This is a genomic window from Minwuia sp. (assembly GCF_048263705.1).
Lineage (GTDB): Bacteria > Pseudomonadota > Alphaproteobacteria > Minwuiales > Minwuiaceae > Minwuia.
Genome location: NZ_JBLXDV010000018.1, coordinates 60,310 through 78,735, shown reverse-complemented (window position 1 = coordinate 78,735; position 18,426 = coordinate 60,310). Strand labels below are relative to the sequence as shown.

23 protein-coding genes are annotated in these 18,426 nt (G+C 64.0%); 9 read left to right on the top strand and 14 right to left on the bottom strand.

Translation table 11 applies throughout. From position 1 onward, the window contains the following. The first annotated feature begins 140 nt into the window (after positions 1–140). The 3 genes from ACN0X7_RS19230 to ACN0X7_RS19220 all read left to right on the top strand — a co-directional run bounded on the left by ACN0X7_RS19230 (position 141) and on the right by ACN0X7_RS19220 (position 3,325). Positions 141–968: an enoyl-CoA hydratase-related protein gene (locus ACN0X7_RS19230; protein WP_417520095.1), complete on the top strand. Its 828-nt coding sequence runs from the start codon at positions 141–143 to the stop codon at positions 966–968. Positions 969–1,111: 143 nt separating this feature from the next. Continuing rightward, positions 1,112–2,311 (top strand): acyl-CoA dehydrogenase family protein, encoded by a 1,200-nt coding sequence (locus ACN0X7_RS19225; RefSeq protein WP_417520094.1) that lies wholly within the window; start codon positions 1,112–1,114, stop codon positions 2,309–2,311. Between the two features lie 231 nt (positions 2,312–2,542). Further along, entirely contained in the window at positions 2,543–3,325 is a 783-nt protein-coding gene (locus tag ACN0X7_RS19220; RefSeq protein ID WP_417520093.1) for an enoyl-CoA hydratase/isomerase family protein, read from the top strand. A 3-nt stretch (positions 3,326–3,328) separates the two neighbouring features. Here the strand turns inward: ACN0X7_RS19220 and ACN0X7_RS19215 are convergent, their stop codons facing one another. Next, on the bottom strand, positions 3,329–4,111 hold the full coding sequence (locus ACN0X7_RS19215; protein ID WP_417520092.1) for an enoyl-CoA hydratase/isomerase family protein: 783 nt from the start codon (positions 4,109–4,111) through the stop codon (positions 3,329–3,331). Between the two features lie 103 nt (positions 4,112–4,214). Here ACN0X7_RS19215 and ACN0X7_RS19210 point away from each other — a divergent pair, with 103 nt between their 5' ends. Further along, on the top strand, positions 4,215–5,345 hold the full coding sequence (locus ACN0X7_RS19210; RefSeq protein ID WP_417520091.1) for a DUF2336 domain-containing protein: 1,131 nt from the start codon (positions 4,215–4,217) through the stop codon (positions 5,343–5,345). A 14-nt stretch (positions 5,346–5,359) separates the two neighbouring features. On the opposite strand, the gene ACN0X7_RS19205 is transcribed toward ACN0X7_RS19210, so the two are convergent. After that, positions 5,360–5,629: a DUF6356 family protein gene (locus ACN0X7_RS19205; RefSeq protein ID WP_417520090.1), complete on the bottom strand. Its 270-nt coding sequence runs from the start codon at positions 5,627–5,629 to the stop codon at positions 5,360–5,362. Between the two features lie 106 nt (positions 5,630–5,735). Between ACN0X7_RS19205 and ACN0X7_RS19200 the strand changes: the two genes are divergently transcribed. Beyond that, positions 5,736–6,221, top strand: coding sequence for an Lrp/AsnC family transcriptional regulator (locus ACN0X7_RS19200; protein WP_417520089.1), 486 nt, complete (start codon positions 5,736–5,738; stop codon positions 6,219–6,221). Then, complete coding sequence (locus tag ACN0X7_RS19195) at positions 6,218–6,694, top strand: DUF3565 domain-containing protein (protein ID WP_417520088.1); 477 nt, start codon at positions 6,218–6,220, stop codon at positions 6,692–6,694. The genes ACN0X7_RS19200 and ACN0X7_RS19195 overlap by 4 nt, the downstream gene beginning before the upstream one ends. 9 nt (positions 6,695–6,703) lie before the next feature. On the opposite strand, the gene ACN0X7_RS19190 is transcribed toward ACN0X7_RS19195, so the two are convergent. The 5 genes from ACN0X7_RS19190 to ACN0X7_RS19170 form a co-directional block, all read right to left on the bottom strand. Beyond that, positions 6,704–7,201, bottom strand: coding sequence for a hypothetical protein (locus ACN0X7_RS19190; protein ID WP_417520087.1), 498 nt, complete (start codon positions 7,199–7,201; stop codon positions 6,704–6,706). A 91-nt stretch (positions 7,202–7,292) separates the two neighbouring features. Further along, positions 7,293–8,330 carry a succinylglutamate desuccinylase/aspartoacylase family protein gene (locus ACN0X7_RS19185; RefSeq protein WP_417520086.1) on the bottom strand — a complete coding sequence of 346 codons (1,038 nt, stop codon included), beginning with the start codon at positions 8,328–8,330 and terminating at the stop codon, positions 7,293–7,295. 3 nt (positions 8,331–8,333) lie between these two features. After that, positions 8,334–9,263 carry a 30S ribosomal protein S6--L-glutamate ligase gene (rimK, locus tag ACN0X7_RS19180; protein WP_417520085.1) on the bottom strand — a complete coding sequence of 310 codons (930 nt, stop codon included), beginning with the start codon at positions 9,261–9,263 and terminating at the stop codon, positions 8,334–8,336. After that, entirely contained in the window at positions 9,260–9,751 is a 492-nt protein-coding gene (locus ACN0X7_RS19175; RefSeq protein ID WP_417520084.1) for an ATP-dependent zinc protease, read from the bottom strand. Before ACN0X7_RS19175 ends, rimK begins: the two co-directional genes overlap by 4 nt. A gap of 1 nt (position 9,752) precedes the next feature. Then, positions 9,753–10,049: a hypothetical protein gene (locus ACN0X7_RS19170; protein WP_417520083.1), complete on the bottom strand. Its 297-nt coding sequence runs from the start codon at positions 10,047–10,049 to the stop codon at positions 9,753–9,755. Between the two features lie 150 nt (positions 10,050–10,199). Here ACN0X7_RS19170 and ggt point away from each other — a divergent pair, with 150 nt between their 5' ends. Continuing rightward, positions 10,200–11,816: a gamma-glutamyltransferase gene (gene ggt, locus ACN0X7_RS19165; protein WP_417520082.1), complete on the top strand. Its 1,617-nt coding sequence runs from the start codon at positions 10,200–10,202 to the stop codon at positions 11,814–11,816. A gap of 34 nt (positions 11,817–11,850) precedes the next feature. Here ggt and ACN0X7_RS19160 read toward each other — a convergent pair whose 3' ends face one another. Continuing rightward, complete coding sequence (locus ACN0X7_RS19160) at positions 11,851–13,302, bottom strand: amidase (protein WP_417520081.1); 1,452 nt, start codon at positions 13,300–13,302, stop codon at positions 11,851–11,853. A gap of 440 nt (positions 13,303–13,742) precedes the next feature. On the opposite strand from ACN0X7_RS19160, the gene ACN0X7_RS19155 reads away from it, so the two are divergent. Together ACN0X7_RS19155 and ACN0X7_RS19150 are read left to right on the top strand one after the other, a co-directional pair. Further along, on the top strand, positions 13,743–14,270 hold the full coding sequence (locus ACN0X7_RS19155; RefSeq protein ID WP_417520080.1) for an RNA polymerase sigma factor: 528 nt from the start codon (positions 13,743–13,745) through the stop codon (positions 14,268–14,270). Positions 14,271–14,279: 9 nt separating this feature from the next. Continuing rightward, complete coding sequence (locus tag ACN0X7_RS19150) at positions 14,280–15,131, top strand: anti-sigma factor family protein (RefSeq protein WP_417520079.1); 852 nt, start codon at positions 14,280–14,282, stop codon at positions 15,129–15,131. Positions 15,132–15,146: 15 nt separating this feature from the next. Here ACN0X7_RS19150 and ACN0X7_RS19145 read toward each other — a convergent pair whose 3' ends face one another. The 6 genes from ACN0X7_RS19145 to ACN0X7_RS19120 all read right to left on the bottom strand — a co-directional run bounded on the left by ACN0X7_RS19145 (position 15,147) and on the right by ACN0X7_RS19120 (position 18,425). After that, positions 15,147–15,758, bottom strand: a complete 612-nt coding sequence (locus ACN0X7_RS19145; protein WP_417520078.1) for an adenylate/guanylate cyclase domain-containing protein — start codon at positions 15,756–15,758, stop codon at positions 15,147–15,149. Beyond that, positions 15,751–16,065, bottom strand: a complete 315-nt coding sequence (locus tag ACN0X7_RS19140; RefSeq protein ID WP_417520077.1) for a DUF2155 domain-containing protein — start codon at positions 16,063–16,065, stop codon at positions 15,751–15,753. Before ACN0X7_RS19140 ends, ACN0X7_RS19145 begins: the two co-directional genes overlap by 8 nt. Before the next feature lie 68 nt (positions 16,066–16,133). Beyond that, positions 16,134–16,892 carry a class I SAM-dependent methyltransferase gene (locus ACN0X7_RS19135; RefSeq protein ID WP_417520076.1) on the bottom strand — a complete coding sequence of 253 codons (759 nt, stop codon included), beginning with the start codon at positions 16,890–16,892 and terminating at the stop codon, positions 16,134–16,136. Next, complete coding sequence (locus ACN0X7_RS19130) at positions 16,889–17,338, bottom strand: outer membrane lipid asymmetry maintenance protein MlaD (RefSeq protein WP_417520075.1); 450 nt, start codon at positions 17,336–17,338, stop codon at positions 16,889–16,891. The genes ACN0X7_RS19135 and ACN0X7_RS19130 overlap by 4 nt, the downstream gene beginning before the upstream one ends. A gap of 6 nt (positions 17,339–17,344) precedes the next feature. Then, positions 17,345–17,692 (bottom strand): NADH:ubiquinone oxidoreductase subunit NDUFA12, encoded by a 348-nt coding sequence (locus tag ACN0X7_RS19125; RefSeq protein WP_417520074.1) that lies wholly within the window; start codon positions 17,690–17,692, stop codon positions 17,345–17,347. Between the two features lie 82 nt (positions 17,693–17,774). Then, positions 17,775–18,425, bottom strand: coding sequence for a hypothetical protein (locus ACN0X7_RS19120; RefSeq protein ID WP_417520073.1), 651 nt, complete (start codon positions 18,423–18,425; stop codon positions 17,775–17,777). Position 18,426 lies beyond the last annotated feature (1 nt).

Genomic DNA, 18,426 nt, shown 5'->3' with positions numbered 1-18,426 from the left:
AGAACACGGACCTCGCATTCGCTGAAAAGTTCCTCAAGCGCAGCTACGAAGCTTCTTAGCCTTCCCCCTCCACTTCTCACCCCCTATAGTCACCGGAATTAATGCAAGTGCATCAGGCGGGGAGGCTTGGGGTCGCAGCGATGGATTACGAACAGATTCTGTATGAGGTCACCGACGGGGTGGCGGTGATCACGATGAACCGGCCCGACCGGATGAACGCCATGACCCTGACCATGGGCGGGGAGATCCGGGCGGCGATGCAGGCGGCGAGCGACGATGCCTCGGTGAAGGCCATTGTGCTGACGGGCGCGGGCAAAGGCTTCTGCGCGGGGGCGGACGCGGCGCGGTTGTCGAACACGGCGGCCGGCGGCGCGAAGGAAGTCGAGCCGCTGCCGAATGCCGGTGCCATCGAGGGCGGTCTGGAAATCTCGGAAGGCTTCGGCGCGAAATACACCTATCTGACCACCGTGCCCAAGCCGGTGATCGCCGCCATGAACGGCGCGGCGGTGGGCGTGGGGCTGGTGATGGCCCTGTTCTGCGATATGCGCATCTGTTCCGCGAAGGCCAAGCTGGGCACCGCCTTCGCGCGGCGCGGCATGGCTGCCGAATACGGGCTGGCGTGGCTGCTGCCGCGTCTGGTCGGGCCGTCGAAGGCGCTGGACCTGCTCTATTCCGCCCGCATCGTCACCGGCGAGGAAGCCGAGCGCATGGGTCTGGTCGACCGCGCCGTCGCGCCGGAGGACGTGCTGTCCGAAGCCATGGACTATGCCCGCATGATCGCCACCGAGTGCTCGCCCCGTTCAACCCGCGTGATGAAGGATCTGGTCTACCGCTCCATGATCCAGTCGATGGACGAGGCGCAGGTCTCGGCAGAGGAGGAACTGCAGGCGGCGCTCAAGTCCGACGATTTCCGCGAAGGGATCGCCGCCTGGCAGGAGAAGCGCGCACCGGCCTTCACGGGGACCTGATGTGCAGACACATCGTTCGGACGTCATCCCCGTCAAGCGCAGCGCAGCGCGGGGATCGGGTTCCGGATATGGCTGGTTCAGCCCGACCCCCGAGTGACGCTGCGCGCCATCGGGGGTGACATGACTGATTTGGGAGAAACCGTATGGACCTGTCCCTGACGAAGGATGAGGAAAAGTTCCGCGCCGAGGTGCGGGAATGGCTGGCTTCGGAACTGCCGCCCGAGACGGCTGAGAAGATCAAGCTGGGCATCGTGGTGAAAAAGCCGGAGATGATCGCCTGGCATGCCAGGCTGCGGGAGCGGGGCTGGCTGGCCCCGAACTGGCCGGTCGAATATGGCGGCGCAGGCTTCGGCATCATGCAGCGCCATATCTTCGACATGGAATGCCGCGCGGCCCACGCGCCGCCGTCCATGGCGTTCAACTTCCACATGATCGGTCCGGCGCTGATCGCCTTCGGGCGGCCCGAGCAGAAGGATTATTATCTGCCGAAGATCCTGGCCGACGAACACTGGTGGTGTCAGGGCTATTCCGAACCCGGCGCGGGCAGCGATCTGGCTGCCGTGCAGACACGCGCGGTGCGCGACGGCGACGAGTATGTCGTCAACGGCTCCAAGATCTGGACCAGCGCCGCCGACATTGCCAACCACATCTTCTGTCTGGTGCGCACCGATCCGCAGGCCAAGAAGCAGGAAGGTATCTCGTTCCTGCTGATGGAGATGGACAGCCCGGGCATCGAGGTGAAGCCGCTGATCGCTCTGAACGGGCGGCGGTTGTGGAACATCGTCACCTTCGATGACGTGCGCGTGCCGGTCAGCAACATTCTGGGGCAGGAAAACCGGGGCTGGACGGTGGCGAAGAAGCTGCTGGGTGACGAGCGCCTGTTCGTCTCCCGCGTGTCCGAGAACACCCGCATCCTCGCCATCCTGAAGGAAGTCTGTGCCGCCGAGAGCAGTAACGGCCGGTCGCTGATCCAGGACGATCCCGCCGTATCGATGCAGGTCGCCGATCTGGAAGCCCGTCTGAAGGCGCTGGAAATGACGAGCCTGCGCATCCTGGCCGAGGCCGACGCGGGCGGCCGGATCGGTGCGGAACCGTCGATGACGAAGCTGCTGGGCAGCCACATGATCCAGGACATCGACGAACTGATGTACCGCGCCATCGCCTATTACGGCGCACCCGACCACAAGGGCTTCCTGTTCCACGGTGAGAACCAGTTGCCAGTCGGGCCGGACTACGCCGTCGGCATCACCTCCGGTCAGCAGCACCATCGCGGCTACACGCTGGCGGGCGGCACGTCCGAAGTGCAGCGCGGCGTGCTGGCCAAGGCAGTGCTGGGTCTCTGAGGAAACACCGGGCTGGGATTGGTCAGCCTTTACCTGGCCGGTCCGGAACGCCAACCCCTATCCCGGCCTTCCCCCTTCGAAGGGGGAGGTGGCCGCGTCTGCGGTCGGAGGGGGTTGATGGCGTTTCGTGTGAAAACTTGTCAGTCTGAGAGCGATACCGCCTTCAACCAGATCTCCCCTGTTTGCGAGGAGAGATATGAAACACCGAGACAGATTTGGAGCCGACCTGACATGAACCAGTCCAGTGACCGCGTCACCTACACCGTGACCGACCGCGTTGCGGTGATTTCCATGCAGCGCGCGCCGGTGAACGCCGTCGATTTCGACATGACCAGCGCGATCCACGACGGCATGCGCCGCGCGGATGCCGACAAGGACGTGGGGGCGATCATCCTGCGAAGCGGTCTGGACAACATGTATTGCGGCGGCATGGATTTGAAGATGATCAAGGGCGCGGGCACGGACGGCATGCGCAGGTTCCTCAACCATTTCTATCTGGACACGCTGGATGTGCAGGCGAAACTGACCAAGCCTACCATCGCCGCCATCAACGGACCGGCGCGCGGGGCGGGCATGACGCTCTCGATCACCTGCGACATGCTGATCGCGAGCGAGAGCGCCAGCTTCGGCTATCCCGAGATCAACGTCGGCGTGCTGCCCGCCATCCATTTCGCCCACCTGCCGCAGGTCATCGGGCGTCACCGCGCGTTCGAACTGCTGTTTTCGGGGCGCAGCTTCGGACCGGACGAGGCACGGGAACTGGGCCTGATCAGCGAGATCGTTGCAGACGACAGTCTGATGGATCGGGCCATGGAACTGGGCTGCATGTTCGCGGCCAAATCACCGGCGACGATGCGCATCGGGCGACAGGCCTTCTGGCGCGCGCAGGATCTGGACTACCGCCGCAGCGTCGCCGCCCAGGTCGAGGTCATGTGCAACCTGGCCGAGATGCCCGACCATATCGAGGGGCTGACCGCCTTCGCCGAGAAGCGCGATCCGAAGTGGCAGGACTGAGGATTATCTGAAGACCGGCTTGCGCTTGTTCAGGAAGGCATCGACGGCTTCCTTGTGTTCGGGGCTCTCATAAGCCTCGGCCAGCAGGTCCTGTTCGCGTCTCTGCACCAGCGACAGATCGGTTTCGCTGCCGTTCTGCGACAGCAGATGCTTCGCCCAGCGCAGGTGCCGGTCGGGGTTGGCGGCGATGGCGTCGGCAATCTCGCGGGCGGTGTCCAGCACCTTGTCCTGTTCGACGGCGCGATCGACCAGACCGACGGTCGCAGCTTCCTCGCCCAGCATGAACCGACCTGTAAGCGCAAATTCGCTGGCACGTCCGAAACCCATGCGCTGTACCAGGAAATGAGAGCTGGCCAGCTCCGGCACAACGCCGACCTTGACGAAGGGGACGGCCAGCTTGGCCGATTTCGCCGCGACAATGACATCGAACGACAGGATCTGCGACAGGCCCACACCCACGGCCGCGCCGTTGACGGCGGCGATCAGCGGTTTGGATTCGCGCACGAAGGCGACCCAGTCGATACCGCCCGCGACGTCCTTGCCCGCCACATCATCGCCTGATATCCGCGCCTTGAAGGTCGCGTCCATGTCGGCACCGGCACAGAATCCGCGTCCCGCGCCCGTGACGATGATCGCGCCGATGGCGGCGTCCGCATTTGCACGAGAGATCGCATCGTGCATCTCCTTGCGCATCGTGTAGGTCCAGGCGTTCAGCTTCTCCGGCCGGTTCAGCGTCAGGATCGCAACCGCGCCGTCAGCTTCATACGTGATCTGTTCATAGGACATGTTTTCGTCTCCCCGAGTGGTGCTGCATTGGATCACGCAATGCGTCGCGCGTTAAGTGCAGCTTAACGACGATCTGCCATGCTGCGGGCTCAGGAGGCGGCCCATGCAACAGCAGATTTCCGAGAACGACGTGCACGCACTGGTCGGTGCGCTTTCAGACGGTCACAAGGCGGCCGTCGGAGAGCAGGTCGCGCGTCTGCTAAAACGGTCGGGCATGTCACCGGACGATCTGAAGATCGCGCTGCAGATGATCGACAGCATGATCGCCGACTCCGTCGAGTCCGTGCGCAAGGGACTGGCCGCCCATATCGCCGAATCGCCGATGCTGCCGCGCCCGATGGTCGAACGCCTGCTGAACGATATCGACGATGTCGCCCTGCCCATCGTGCAGTTCTCTCCGCTTCTGGAAGATGCGGACATGATCCGCCAGCTTGAAAGGGGCGCGCGCTTTCAGGAAGCCGTGGCCGCCCGCCCGGATGTTTCCGAACCCGTCGCCGCGCACCTCGTCGAGACGGCGGGTGAGAAGGCAGTTGGCATTCTGGTCGGCAACCGCGAGGCGAAGCTGAATGCGCCGGTGCTGGACCGCGCCGTCGATCGGTTTCCGGACAGTGTCGAGGTCATGGGTGCCGTCGCCCGACGGCCGGGCCTGCCGCTGGAAGTGGCGGAGAAGCTGGTCTCGCTGACGGTCGCGGAACAGTGCATCCAGGCCGTCTCCGATCTGATGATGGAGACCCTGATCCGCCGCCATGACCTGCCGTCGGTGCTGGCCGAGGATCTGGTCGTGCATGGCCGGGAGCGGTCCGTCGTCGACATGGTCAGGCAAAGCGATGACTGGAGCGGGATCGAAAGCCTCGTCGAACGGATGCATGCCGCCGGCCGCCTGTCCACCAGTCTGATGCTGCGCGTGCTGGCCAGCGGTGATGAACAGTTCTTCGTGGCCGGCATGGCACAGCTCTCCCGGATGTCGCGAGAGCGTGTCGTTGCCGCGATCAACGGCGCGGGTGTCGATCCGTTCCGGCATCTTTACGAAAAAAGCGGGCTGGAACCGATGCTGTTTCACGCATTTCGGGTGGCCCGCGACGAAATGAGAGCGGCACGGAAATCATCCGGCGGGGCGGGGGGCGAAGCCTTCATCGACCGCGTCGTCGCGCGCATCACCGAGGAATACCGCTCTATCAGCCCGGCCGGGCTGGAACAGGCGCTGTCGCGGCTGCGCCGCAAGGCCGTGCACTGAGGGTTGCAGCCTTCTCAGATCTGGTAGTCCGGGATGCCGGCGGCTGACGCCGGCTCGTGGCGCGCCCTGTGTGCGCTCCGGTTGACCACCATGCGGTCGTGCAGCAGGGCAATCACGCGGCTGCCGGTCCTTTCGCAGACGCCCGGGATCAGCGCGTGCAGCAGGCAGGCCACGGCCCCATAGGCCATCATGCCCGCAAACCAGGCCGCGTGCGTCAGGTGCTCGACATAGGTCTCTCCGACCGTGCGCGGATGTTCGACAAACCACCGTTCGATCATGTTCATGACGATATATCCTGTTCCGGTATCTCTGGAGAGAGCATAGCCAACCGGACTGGTGATTTGTTCTCAAATTCTGCGTATATTGATCCTGAATTTGGGAGAATTTTGCATGAAGATGAGCCTTGATGAGAAGGATCGTCAAATTCTGAAGGAGATGCAGATCGACACCCGCCGTCCGGTCGCCGAGATCGCCGCGGCGGTGTCTCTGTCGCAGAACGCCTGCTGGCGGCGTATCCGGCTGATGGAAGAGGCGGGCGTGATCCGCAAACAGGTGGCGCTGATCGATGCCGACCTTGTCGGGCTGGGGATTACGGTCTTCGTCCAGGTGCGGACCAGCGACCATTCGGCGGACTGGCTGGACCGGTTCTCGAAAGGTGTCGCCCGGATCGATGAAGTGGTCGAATTTCACCGGTTGAACGGCTCGTACGATTATTTGCTGAAGATCGTGGTGCCATCCATTGCGGATTATGACCGTGTGTACCGTCGTCTCATCTCGGCGGCGCCGCTGCATGATGTGACGTCCTGCTTCTCGATGGAGCGGATCAAGGAAACCACGGCGCTGCCGATCGACGCCATGCCGGCGGCCCGCCGATGAACCGGAAGATCATCCACTTCCGGCAGGATGAGGAGGGCGACTGGATCGCGGAGCTGGCCTGCGGACACAGCCAGCACGTGCGTCACCGGCCGCCCTTCGTCGAGCGGGAATGGGTCATGACCGAAGCCGGGCGAAAGGCGCGTTTGGGCGACGCAATGGCGTGCCGGTCCTGCGATCGTCTGGAACTGCCGCAGGGGTTCGAACCGTACAGATCGACCCCGGTGTTCGACAGCCTGTCGGTTCCGAAGGGGTTGCTGCGCGACCATCAGACCGGGCCGGGGACATGGGGCCGGATTGATGTTCTGGCGGGTGCGCTGACCTACACACTCTCCGCGCCCATCGACCGTGTTCTGCATCTTGCGTCGGGTGACAGTGCCTTCATCCCGCCGGAAGCCCTGCATTGCGTCGCCCTGTCCGGCGACGCCCGGTTTCAGGTCACCTTTCTGAAGCGCCCGGTCGAGGCTGCGGTGTGATTCCGAAGATCAGCTTTCGCCCCATGGACCGAGGCCGTGAGCGCGCAGTTCCCAGAAGGCGCGTTCGGGGAAGGCGTTCGGCAGATCGCCGACCAGCACCTGGTTGCCCAGCGCGTCGCCGACACGGTTCAGGATACGACGGTCCTGTTCGGACAGTCCGCCCATGGCCTTGTCGATGGCGTGCAGCACGATGATCGGGCCGAAGGGGAACCGCCTGTGCATGGGCCTGAGGCGGCGGCGTATGGCCGTGGTCGCAGCACCGGCGTCCAGGGGAATACCTTCCCCGTCGAAGGCGCGTCGTTCCTCGGCGGTCCATTCGAATTCGGCTTCATGCGCCAGATGGACCGGCTTGCCGCGCCACACGTCGATGCGCGCGCCGTTGCGGCGCAGACGCACGTAAACGATATCGCGATAGCGGCGCGGCAACTGGACTTCCAGGTGTGGCAGAACAGCGACCAGGATCAGGATGCCGCCCAGTACAGCAAAACCGACAAGAATTGGTGGCACGCAACCTCACCCGCTGCCCGTTCCATCGCCGGGGGAAGGGGCTTCCGGGCGAAACCTTGCCGCAGTCAGGCAGGCCCCGCAACCGGAGCGGTCACAGAATCTCGTCTTCGTCGTACATGGGATCGGCGTCGAAATCCTCGCTGATGCGCTCGACAGCCTGCGCGGCAGCCTTCGGCCGGGCGACCTCGGCGATGTGAAACAGCGCATCCCCCTGATTGACAACCGGCAGCACTGCATGGCCGACGATCAGGCCCGCTCTGCTCGCGCGGATGTCGGTCTCTCGTTCACCGAAGGGGTCCGATACCATCCCAAGCAGGGCACCCTTGTCGACGATCTGGCCCAGTTTGCCGTGGATGGCCAGGATGCCGCCCTCTTCCGCCCTGACCCATGAACTCCTGGTCGAGAAGGCTGCGGGCGGGGCAGTGCGGCTTTTCTTTTCCGCCGGGATCATCTTCAGGTGTCGCAGCACGTTCAGCACGCCGCGCACGCCCACGCGGATCGACAGTTCGCTGAACCTGAGTCCCTCGCCGGCTTCGAACACCATCACAGGAACGCCCTTCTCGCCCGCCGCATGACGCAGCGAACCTTCCCGCAGCGGTGAATTCAGGACGACAGGCGGGTTGAACGCCTTCGCCAGTTCTTCCGCCCGCGGGTCGCGCTTGTCGATACGGATCTGCGGCAGGTTCGTGCGATGGACCGCCGCCGTATGCAGGTCGATGCCGTACTGGCTGCGCTCGACGACCTCGGTCATGAACAGATGCGCCAGGCGTCCGGCGAGCGAACCCCTGGCCGCGCCGGGAAACGAGCGGTTCAGGTCGCGCCGGTCCGGCAGGTAGCGACTGTGACCGATGAATCCGAAGGAATTCACGATGGGCACGAGGATGAGCGTGCCGGCAATGGTCTTCAGGCGAGAGGACATCGCCAGGCGCCGGATGATCTCGACCCCGTTGATTTCATCGCCATGAATCGCGGCGCTGACGAAGACCGTCGGCCCCGGCCGCCGCCCGTGAATCACTTTCACGGACAACGTCGCCGGGGTGTGATCCGACATCATCGAGATCGGCAGGTCGACGACCCGGCGCTTTCCGGCCGGGATTTCCTTGCCGCCGATCTTGAATGGAGCGCGCATGTCTCAGGACGCCGATTTGCGCTTGCGGGTGATGCCGCTCTTGGTGCCGGTTTTGCCCGGTTTGGCGTTCTTTTCGACGAACTCGATGATCTTGCCCGCCACGTCGATGCCGGTGGCCTTCTCGACACCCTCAAGGCCGGGTGAGGAGTTCACTTCCATCACCACCGGTCCGGCATTCGAACGCAGCATGTCCACACCGCAGACGTTCAGGCCCATCGCCTTCGCGGCCTGCAGCGCGGTGGCCCGTTCCTTCGGCGTGATCTTGATGGATTCGGCCGATCCGCCGCGGTGCAGGTTCGAGCGGAAATCGCCTTCCTTGCCCTTGCGCATCATGGCGGCGACGACCTTGTCACCGACCACCAGGCAGCGGATGTCCTCGCCGTTGGCTTCCTTGACGAACTGCTGCACCAGGATGTTGGTGTTCACGCCGCCGAACGCCTGGATGATGCTTTCCGCGGCCTTGGGTGTTTCGCCCAGCACCACGCCGATGCCCTGGGTCCCTTCCAGCAGCTTGATCACGACGGGGGCACCGCCGGCGATCTCCAGAAGTTCCTCGGCATTGGAGGTGCGGTGCGCGAACACGGTCACCGGCAGTCCGACATCCTGACGCGACAGCAGTTGCATGGACCGCAGCTTGTCGCGCGACCGTGCGATGGCGACCGATTCATTCAGCGGGTAGACGCCCATGACCTCGAACTGGCGCAGGACCGCCGTGCCGAAGAAGGTCACCGACGCGCCGATGCGCGGGATCACCGCGTCATAGCCGGTCAGGGTCGCCCCGTTGTAGTGAATCTCCGGATTGTGTGGCGCGATGTCGATGTAGCAGCGCAGATGATCGATCACGTCGATATCGTGGCCGCGCTTTTCCGCTGCTTCGATGATGCGCTTGTGCGAATAGAGGCCGGCATTCCGGCAAAGCAGTGCGATTTTCATGACTCAGGTCGCCTTTCAGGCTTGGGAGGGTCGACGGTGATACGCTGTGCGCCGGCGACAAAGGAATGGCCGCTGTCGACCATGAAGCGACGCCGCAGGGCTTCCCTGCCCAGCAGCATCCGGAAACCCATCGCGTCGCGATCGGTCAGTGTGATTTCGATGGGCCAGGTCAGCGGTCCGACCGACGCCCGTGTTCGAATGACGTATCGTTCTTCCTTGTGGCCGCTGGAGCTGGTGACCGGCCGATGATCGTGAACCGCCGCCACGCAGATGATTTCGGGTCGTCTGCGCCGCTGGACGGGATGCACCAGAAAGCGCACATGCGGCTCGCCGTCCTTGTCGAAGGGTTGAATATCGATCGCGTGCAGCGAGGATGTACTGGCCCCCGTATCGACCTTCGCCTTGACGGTGGCGATGCCGAGATCGGGCAGCCCGACCCATTCCCGCCAGCCGATCAGCCGGACGCTTTTTTGCCGTGTGCGCGCCATGTCAGCCGTCAGCTCCGATAATGCCGGCCTCGTTGGCGCGGCGCGTGTTGGTAAAGGTCTGGTGCGCGATGACCACGAAGAACGTCTCCATATCGATCAACGCATAGCCTCTTTCATACATGGCCCGGGTCAGCGCCTCGATTTCGTCGTGCCAGATCCGGCGGCGGTCCAGCAACTGACGCATCAGCTTCATCGACAGGCGATAGCGACCGCGCGGCTTGCCGCCGAACGGCTCGTTGTAGATGGCCACCAGATGGTCGGCGGCTGCCGCGATATGCGGCGTTTCCTTCGGATGCATGTTTGAACCCCTCGCAGCATGAGATTGGCGATGAAATCAGAAAATGACAAGATATATTTTTCTATAGATAAAAAATAATTTCCTTTTTGGCGCAACTTGGCTTCGCGTCGGCGACCTGACAGACTTCCGCAGATGACGGGGAGGACTGGAATGTCAGACAAGTACAGATCGATGATCGTGACCGCCCAGCCGGAATCGGCGGAAGCGGGCGCCGAGGTGCTGATGAAGGGCGGGAACGCCATCGATGCCGCGATGGCGGCCGCGCTGGTCCAGGGCGTCGTCGATCCGCAGATGTGCGGCATCGCGGGTTTCGGTTCCTGCCAGATCTACATGCCGAAGAAGGGCGTCCATACCTTCATCGATTTTCACGGCAAGACACCGGGGGCCGCCAGGCCAGACATGTGGGAAGACATCATCGAAGGTGAGACCCGCGACGGTTTCGGTTTCGTGCTGAAGGACCAGGTGAATGATCTGGGCTATCAGTCGGTGACCACGCCGGGCAGTCTGAAGGCCTATCATGAGGCGGTGACCGAGTTCGGCACCATGGACTGGGCCGACATCTGCGCGCCGGCGGTGGCCCAGGCCGAGGAGGGGTTCTACGTCCGTCCGCACGTGCATTACTGGTGGACGTCGGGCAGCGATTTCGGTCGCGCCGATGTCACCGACCGCCTGCGGTTCTCGAACACGGGCCGGCAGGCCTATTTCAACGCCGACGGGTCGGTGAAGAAGGTCGGCGATCACGTTGCCAATCCCGATCTCGCGAAAACGCTGAAGATGATCGCCGCCCAGGGGCCGGACGTCTTCTATCAGGGCGAGATCGCAGAGCGCATTGCCGAAGACTTCGCGAAACACGGCGGGCTGCTGTCCTACGGCGACCTGAAATCCTATCGGACCACCCGGCACGATCCGCTGGCATTCGCCTACCGCGATTACAGGCTGACGACGAACCATCCGCCCGGTGGCGGCATCATGGTCAACGAGATGATGAACATCCTGGAGAATTTCGACCTGGCGGATATCGGCCACAACACGGTCGAATACATCCGCATCGTCGCCGAGGCGATGAAGGTCGCGACCGCCGACAAGGACAACCATGTCGGCGACCCGGCGTTCTACGACGTCCCGATGGACTGGCTGACATCGAAGGCGCACGCCGCCGAGGCCGCAGAGCGCATCCGGAACGGCGAGAAGCACCATGTCGAACGCATCGGCATGGAGGAATCCAAACAGACCACCCATGTCGCCGTGATCGACGCCGACGGCAACGCGGTGACGATGACGCACTCGCTGGGGATGCCTTCGGGGGTGATCACCGACGGGCTGGGCTTCATGTACAACGGCTGCATGGGTGTCTTCGATCCGCGTCCGGGCCGGGCGGGGTCGATTGCACCGGGCAAGGCGCGCTTCAGTTCGGTCTGCCCGACCATCGCCTTCAGGGACGGTGAGATGAAGCTGGCCATCGGCGCGCCGGGTGGCACCCAGATCGCCATGGGCGTGATGCAGGCGACGCTGAACGTACTGGATCACGGCATGACCATGACCGAGGCGGTCTCAGCCCCGCGCTTCTCCGCGACCAGCGATATCATCGACCTGACCAACCGCATCCCGCGCTATGTGCAGCGCGACCTGGAGGCCATGGGCTATCCGGTGGTGCGCAGCGCCAAGACCTTCGATATCGCCGCCGTGCACGGTATTCGCGTCAGGGCCGATGGCGGACTGGACGGCGGAGCCGACCCCGGCCACGACGGGGTGGCCATCGGGGTGTGACGCGTTCGCGGGCCGCTGTCGGTGCGGAAGCGGTTCACTCGTATCCCGGCGGTGCCTGGAAGCCGCCCATGATCTGCTCCAGCATGCGTGACACGGCCAGCGTCCTGCGGTCGCCCAGTTCCGGTCCGACGATCTGCACCCCGACGGGCAGGCCATCGTCGGTCAGTCCGGCGGGATACATGGTCGCGGGCAGGTAGCTGACGCCGATCATGCCGGCCCAGAACAGCTGATCGAAATAGGGAACCTGCCGGCCGTTCACCGTCAGCTTTCGCGCATTCATGTCGTCGGACTCATCATGCGGGAAGGCGGGCACGGCGGCTGTCGGGCACAGCAGGACATCATAACGGTCGAAGAAATCCGCCCACGCCCAGCGCATGGCGGTGCGGGCCTCGTTCAACTGGATCCAGGTGCGGTGGCGCATCGTCTGTGCCCGCACCAGCATGGCATGACCGCTCCGATCATCGTCCGACAGGCCGTCCAGCGTCTTCAGCGTTTCCTCGAACATGCCGTCCGGCTGACGCCCGGCCAGTGCGCCGTGCAGCAACTGCATGTATATGCCGTGACAATCTTCCGCGTCGAACGCGGGTCTGGCGGTGTCGTCGATCTCGGCACCGGCATCCGCCAGCGCCTGCGCCGCGGCGGCGACCCGCGCCTTGACCCGCTCGTCGACCTCCGACATCGGATCATCCAGCCACAGGGCAACCTTCAGGCCCCTGACGGAGTCCGGTCCGGGCTGGAGATCCAGCTTCCATCCCCCGGCATGCGGCCTGTCCGCGCCCGCTGTCAGATCCAGCGCCAGCTCCAGATCGTCGGTCGAGCGGGCGAGGGGGCCGATGCACGACAGGTCCGTCGGTGACAGGGCGCCGCTAAGGGAATGCCCGCGCAGCGGCACGATCCCCCAGGTTGGCTTGTGACCGAACACGCCCGAGTAATGGGCCGGATTGCGGATCGAACCGCCGATGTCCGAGCCGTACTCCAGCGTGGTCATGCCCGCCGCCAGGGCGGCCGCACCGCCCCCGGAGGATCCGCCCGGCGTGTGGCCGTGCTTCCAGGGATTGTGGGTGGTGCCGTAGACCGCGTTGTAGGACTGGAAGTCCGCCAGCATGAACGGGATGTTGGTCTTGCCGAAAATCACGACGCCGGCGGCCTTCAGCCGTTGGATGGCAACGCCGTCGGTCTCGGGAACATGGTCCTTCATCTCCGGCACGCCCCAGCATGTGGGAAGCCCGGCCACGTCAAAGCTCTCCTTCACCGTCATCGGCAGGCCGTGCAGCGGCCCCCAGCTTTCGCCGCGTGCCAGCGCCGCGTCGGCTTCGGTCGCACGGGCGCGGGCGCGCTCGAAATCACGGACCACGACGGCGTTCAGTTGATTGTCGAACCGTTCGACCCGGTCGATGAAATGGTTGAGCATCTCCAGCGATCCGATCCGGCCTTCCCGGATATCGGCGGCCAGTTCGATGGCGGACTTGAAGGACAGGTCGGACATGGCGGTTCCCCCTCGTTCAGCTGTCAGAGCCGATCATAGACAGAAAATCGGTGCAGGAAATCGCCGATGGGGAACCGGGGGATCACGTGGAACCGATTCCGTGATCCCCCGACCGTAGAGTGGGCTCAAGGCATTGGCCCGGCCGATGAATGCCCACCCTGGCGGCTCAATGTCTGCATCTGCCCCGGGTCTGCGGTTGTCGAGCAGATCGGACCGGCGACATCCGGGCGTGAGGGTGATGTCGCCGGTCCTGACGCCCCCGACCCCGTATGGAGGCGCGTCTTCGGAGGTGGCGACCGGCTGTGAGATCAGCTGTCACGGACCAGATCGGAAAGAGGGCGTATCCGATGTTCGTCCGAAAGTGATCGTGTCGCCGGGCTACCTCCGTTAAGCTGCTCAGACATTGAACAAGTGAGCGGCCCGCTCTATTCGGCGTTGGGATGATCGACGACAGTCACGAAAATGTGAGATCAGGTATCGAGGAATGTCTGCCGCGTCTCTGGCGGTATGCCCTGGTCCTCAGTCGGAACCCGACCCTTGCCGAGGATCTGGTACAGGCGACCTGTCTGCGCGCGCTCGAAAGACAGCAGCAATTTCAGGCGGGCAGCAATCTTCGCGCATGGCTGTTCACCATTCTCTCCTCCATCTGGAAAAACCATCTGCGCTCGGAAAAGGTGCGCGCCGGGGCGGGATTCGAGGATCCGGAACTGGTTCTGGTCGCTGACGGCGAGGGGGCGTTCGAAACGAATAATATGGTCAGGCGCGTGTTGTCGGAGGTCGAAAGGCTACCCGAAGCGCAGCGGCAGGCGGTCCTTTTGGTTTACGCCGAAGGCTTCACATATCGTGAGGCCGCGCACATCCTGGATGTTCCGATTGGCACGATAATGTCCAGGCTTTCAGCCGTGAGGGCCACCCTCTCGGTCTTGAGCACACAGGACCGGGACAAAAAACCGGGCCAAGGAGGATAAGACGCACCGATGAACGCGACGACCGACATTCCGGTGCCAAGCGACGAACAACTGGTCGCCTATCTGGACGGCGAACTGCCGCTGGAGGCGCGTCGGGATGTCAATCGTGTGCTGTCGGCGTCGGATGAAGCAAGGTCGCGGCTCGAGTTCCTGAGGGCGGGAGACCGCCCGTTCGCCGAAGCGCTGGACGGATTGCTGGATCAGGCGCCGGTGGATCGTCTGAGTGCGCTTCTGCCGCCGCCTGCCGACGCCGTTCGGACGCCGCAGGCTGCTTCGGTGCCGGCTTCCGGCTGGATGCCCATGGCTGCCGCGGCTGCGGTGCTTGTCGCGCTGATCGGCGGATTCGTCGGGGGCATGCTGGCACCGTTTCATCCCCTGGCAGACAAGGGCGCGCCGGTGCCGATCGCCGCTGCCGGTCAGGCCAGTCCGCCGACCATCGGCGAGGCCGTGCGCGGCTGGCGTCAGGCCGTGGCGGACTATCAGATGCTTTTCACGACCGATTCCCTGACGCCTTATCAGGGCGGCGATGCCGGTCTCGAACTCGCCAATGCGGCGGTGGGCCTGTCGTTCGATCCGCTGCTGACAAACGATGGCGAGCTCAATTTCCGGCGGATTCAGGTGCTCGAATTCAACGGCAAGACCCTGGTCCAGATCGCCTATCTGAGCGTCGATGAGAAGCCGGTATCGTTCTGCGTCATCGCGTCGGGCAAACCGGAACTGGATACGGCTTTCGAGAAGCGCAACGGTCTCGGGATCGTCCACTGGATCGACGGCGGATACGGTTTCATGGTGATCGGCGATGTGCCCGAGGCGCGGCTGGCCGACATGGCGGCCCAGCTTCGCCAGAAGCTGAACATCTGACCCGTCGCAGTTTTTTCAGTAGCTGATCCGTATCGCGTCGACGCGGCCCTTTCCGGTCTCGCGCACCACCGGTTCGTGGCGAAAACGGACGAGTTGATCGGCCAGCTCGGCGTCGACCAGTATCTCGCCGGGGCCGGCAATGTCCTCGCCCAGCCGGGCGGCGCGGTTGACGGCGTCACCGAAGAAGTCGCGCTCCTCGATCAGCAGGATCTCGCCGAACGAAATCCCGATGCAGATGTCGATGTCGAAAGCATCCGAGGTCAGCTTGTTGGTGCCTTCGAAATGCATGTTGGCCGAGATCGCACACTGCACGGCGTCGCGGATGGTGGGAAAGATCGCGAAGCAGTTGTCGGCCTCGAACTTGATCAGTGTGCCATCGTTCCGCCGGACGATATCGGTCAGGGTCAGATTCATCCGACGCACCATCGACAGGTAGTGAACCGCGCCGTGACTTTCGGTGAGCCTCGAAAAGCCGGACATGTCGAGCACGAAAACGGCGCACTCCCGACCGAACCGGGTCCAGATGTCGTTCTCGATCTCCCGGCGCGTCTTTTCGCTGGTTTCGCGACCGTAGATATCCAGCAGCGCATGATAGGCAGCAAAGCTGTTCTCCGGCTGATCAGCCATCGGTGTCATCGTTCTCTGCCGGTTGCTCCATCAGGCAATCCACGGCCCAGAGGTCATAGACCGGGTGTTCAAGCGGGTTGAGCGACGGCAGCGACGCAAGCATCCAGCCATCGAAGACCTGTATGTCTTCGCGATCGGGCGCGCGCTCGGTGATGGACAGCAGGACGAAACTCTCGGGACGTTCCTCGGGCGGCCGGGACCGGCAATAATCGACGCGGATATCAAGGGTGGCGAATTCGACCGTCTGACCCACGGGAACCTGCAGATCGACGTGACGGGCAGATACCTTGTCCAGTACGCGGAGCACCGCAATTTCGCCGCTCCGGTCGGCTCCCGGTGTCGCCGTCGATTGTGCCGATGCGGCGAACGGGCCGGTCAGGCAGGCAAGGAAGCCGAGAAACGCAATCTTACATAATCCGCGGTCCATTTTCCCTCACTGTCACACAGGCTGGATCGAAGAAGATCGACAGCTTCACTTCTGGCGGCGGCCCGGTCCGAAGCCGGCAGGGCCTTGAAGAACGCTTCGCCGAACGTGTCCATCCAGCCGCCGACGTCGGTCGGCAACGGGGTCGGGCGCGGGATCAGGTCTGCCGTATGCACCGAGAATCCGGCGCTGGTCAGCAGCGATCCGTACTCCGCCGGTGTCGGGAAATACCAGGGCGATTGCGCGGCACCGTCGATGCCGCGCGCGTTCAGCACGGCGATCATCGCGGTCCGGCAGGCCGCGACATTGCCGTGGCCGCCGAATTCGCCCACGAATCTGCCACCGGGCTTCAACGCCCGACGCACGCCGTCGATCACCTTCTTCGGCTGCAGCATCCAGTGCAGGGCCGCGTTGGTGAAGACCGCATCGAACTCGGCGTCGAACGACAGATGGTGGCCGTCGGCGACATGCGCGTTCAGCCCCTTGGACTGCGCCACGCGGATCATGTCAGCCCCGGCATCGATGCCGACCACATCGCAGCCCGCCGCCACCAGTTTTTCAGTCAGGAAACCATCGCCGCATCCCAGATCCAGCACCCGTTCGCCGGGGCGGGGATCAAGCAGTTCGAGAACCGGCTGCCCCAGAACGGGCACGAAACCGGCGTTGGTCTGATAGCGGTCCGACAGCCAGTCCTGGGACTGGCCGGTCATTCGCTCTTGCCGCTGGAATATATCGCCTGGCCGACCAGATCGATCAGGTTGACGGACCCCTGGGCAAACTGGAACTGGTCACCGGCTTTCAGATTGTCGATGCCACCGCCCGGCTCGACCGACAGGAAGGTGCCCCCCATCAGCCCGTCGGCCAGCACGCGCACCGCGGAATCGTCGGGAATGCCGACGCCGTCGCGGATGTTCATCTTCACCACGGCCAGCAGGCTGGGTTGTTCCAGTTCCGTCGAGACGACAGACCCGATCTTGATGCCGCTCATGCGCACATCCGCGCCGGTGTTGACGCCGTTCACACTGTTGAACTTGGCCTGCAGCATGTAGCCGTCGGACGGCGCGATGTCGGCGGTGCGATACATGAAGATCACGAAGATCGCAGCGACCGCAATGACGACCGCTCCGATCACGGTTTCGAGGACGTTATTGGCCATGTTGCATCAGCCCTCCGGCGACCATGCCTGATAATCACCGGTCGCCGCCGCGCGCTTGCCGCCGCGCGTGACGTGCCCACGCGGACGATACGCGTGAGGCGTGCCGGTCAGATTCGGTTCGTGCGGCTTTTCCCAGGCATACTGGGGGCCGTCCTCGGACGGTGGCGCGTCGAGCGTGTGGTGCAGCCAGGCACTCCACAGCGGCGGCACCTTGGACCCTTCCTCGATCCCCTTGTAGACCACCCAGCGGCGGCCTTCGTCGCGCTTGTCGGTGTAGTAGCGATTGCCGAACTCGTCTTCGCCGACCTTGCGACCGAAGCGCCAGGTCAGAAAGCGTGTCGTCATGTTGGGCATGTACTTGAAGCTCCGGGGTTCAACTGGCGCGAATATGCCGAATAGCCGCGCGCGCGGCAAGCCTTCCGCTTCGCCGTCGGCTTCAGCCGTCGGTTTCGGGCAGGTCAACCTGATGGGTGAAGCTGCCCGCGCCGTCAGGGGCGAAATCCACCTGCACGCGGATGGTGCGGTCGCAGACGGCAACGGTCCAGATCTCCCGCCAGAGCCGGTCCCGTGGGGGCAGGGATGCAGATCTGCCGAGATAGCGCTGAAAACGGGCATCGACGATGTGGCGTGCGCCGTCGGTGCAGCCTTCGCCCGCGCGCGCGCCCGCGACGGCGAACACGGCACTCGACGCGTCGACCTGCAACCGCCCGTTGGCCTTGGAGGTGCCCGGCAGGAGAACCGTCATATACGGGGACGAACCTGCGGTCGCTGTGACCAGAACGTTGTGCAGAACGGGTTTGCCGCAGCGGTCGATCTCCATCTGCTCCTGCCACTGGCCGCCCTGGGGGATCGGCAGGCCGGGAATGAATGACGGCTGTTCGATCAGGCGCAGTTCCATGCGCTTCATGCCGCGCAGCGTGCCGGTGCATCCCGGCGCAAAGCGCTTTTCCAGACGCGCGATCTGCTGGCCGACTTCATTCAGGTAGGCGGTCGATGTCACATATTTCCGGAACGGCGTCTGCCAGTCCGGCTCGGCCAGCGCCGGGAAGGCGCAGAACAGGACCACGATGGCAGCGAGAAGGCGCATC

What these genes read in the sequence shown, in the direction of transcription:
- ACN0X7_RS19125 (WP_417520074.1), bottom strand. Translation starts at nt 17,692, where the DNA reads ATGCCCAACATGACGACACGCTTTCTGACCTGGCGCTTCGGTCGCAAG.
- ACN0X7_RS19135 (WP_417520076.1), bottom strand. Translation starts at nt 16,892, where the DNA reads ATGACCGGCCAGTCCCAGGACTGGCTGTCGGACCGCTATCAGACCAAC.
- ACN0X7_RS19120 (WP_417520073.1), bottom strand. Translation starts at nt 18,425, where the DNA reads ATGCGCCTTCTCGCTGCCATCGTGGTCCTGTTCTGCGCCTTCCCGGCG.
- ACN0X7_RS19130 (WP_417520075.1), bottom strand. Translation starts at nt 17,338, where the DNA reads ATGGCCAATAACGTCCTCGAAACCGTGATCGGAGCGGTCGTCATTGCG.
- ACN0X7_RS19225 (WP_417520094.1), top strand. Translation starts at nt 1,112, where the DNA reads ATGGACCTGTCCCTGACGAAGGATGAGGAAAAGTTCCGCGCCGAGGTG.
- ACN0X7_RS19220 (WP_417520093.1), top strand. Translation starts at nt 2,543, where the DNA reads ATGAACCAGTCCAGTGACCGCGTCACCTACACCGTGACCGACCGCGTT.
- ACN0X7_RS19200 (WP_417520089.1), top strand. Translation starts at nt 5,736, where the DNA reads ATGAAGATGAGCCTTGATGAGAAGGATCGTCAAATTCTGAAGGAGATG.
- ACN0X7_RS19175 (WP_417520084.1), bottom strand. Translation starts at nt 9,751, where the DNA reads ATGGCGCGCACACGGCAAAAAAGCGTCCGGCTGATCGGCTGGCGGGAA.
- ACN0X7_RS19230 (WP_417520095.1), top strand. Translation starts at nt 141, where the DNA reads ATGGATTACGAACAGATTCTGTATGAGGTCACCGACGGGGTGGCGGTG.
- ACN0X7_RS19185 (WP_417520086.1), bottom strand. Translation starts at nt 8,330, where the DNA reads ATGCGCGCTCCATTCAAGATCGGCGGCAAGGAAATCCCGGCCGGAAAG.
- ACN0X7_RS19195 (WP_417520088.1), top strand. Translation starts at nt 6,218, where the DNA reads ATGAACCGGAAGATCATCCACTTCCGGCAGGATGAGGAGGGCGACTGG.
- ACN0X7_RS19150 (WP_417520079.1), top strand. Translation starts at nt 14,280, where the DNA reads ATGAACGCGACGACCGACATTCCGGTGCCAAGCGACGAACAACTGGTC.
- ACN0X7_RS19215 (WP_417520092.1), bottom strand. Translation starts at nt 4,111, where the DNA reads ATGTCCTATGAACAGATCACGTATGAAGCTGACGGCGCGGTTGCGATC.
- ACN0X7_RS19170 (WP_417520083.1), bottom strand. Translation starts at nt 10,049, where the DNA reads ATGCATCCGAAGGAAACGCCGCATATCGCGGCAGCCGCCGACCATCTG.
- rimK (WP_417520085.1), bottom strand. Translation starts at nt 9,263, where the DNA reads ATGAAAATCGCACTGCTTTGCCGGAATGCCGGCCTCTATTCGCACAAG.
- ggt (WP_417520082.1), top strand. Translation starts at nt 10,200, where the DNA reads ATGTCAGACAAGTACAGATCGATGATCGTGACCGCCCAGCCGGAATCG.
- ACN0X7_RS19160 (WP_417520081.1), bottom strand. Translation starts at nt 13,302, where the DNA reads ATGTCCGACCTGTCCTTCAAGTCCGCCATCGAACTGGCCGCCGATATC.
- ACN0X7_RS19155 (WP_417520080.1), top strand. Translation starts at nt 13,743, where the DNA reads ATGATCGACGACAGTCACGAAAATGTGAGATCAGGTATCGAGGAATGT.
- ACN0X7_RS19205 (WP_417520090.1), bottom strand. Translation starts at nt 5,629, where the DNA reads ATGAACATGATCGAACGGTGGTTTGTCGAACATCCGCGCACGGTCGGA.
- ACN0X7_RS19210 (WP_417520091.1), top strand. Translation starts at nt 4,215, where the DNA reads ATGCAACAGCAGATTTCCGAGAACGACGTGCACGCACTGGTCGGTGCG.
- ACN0X7_RS19145 (WP_417520078.1), bottom strand. Translation starts at nt 15,758, where the DNA reads ATGGCTGATCAGCCGGAGAACAGCTTTGCTGCCTATCATGCGCTGCTG.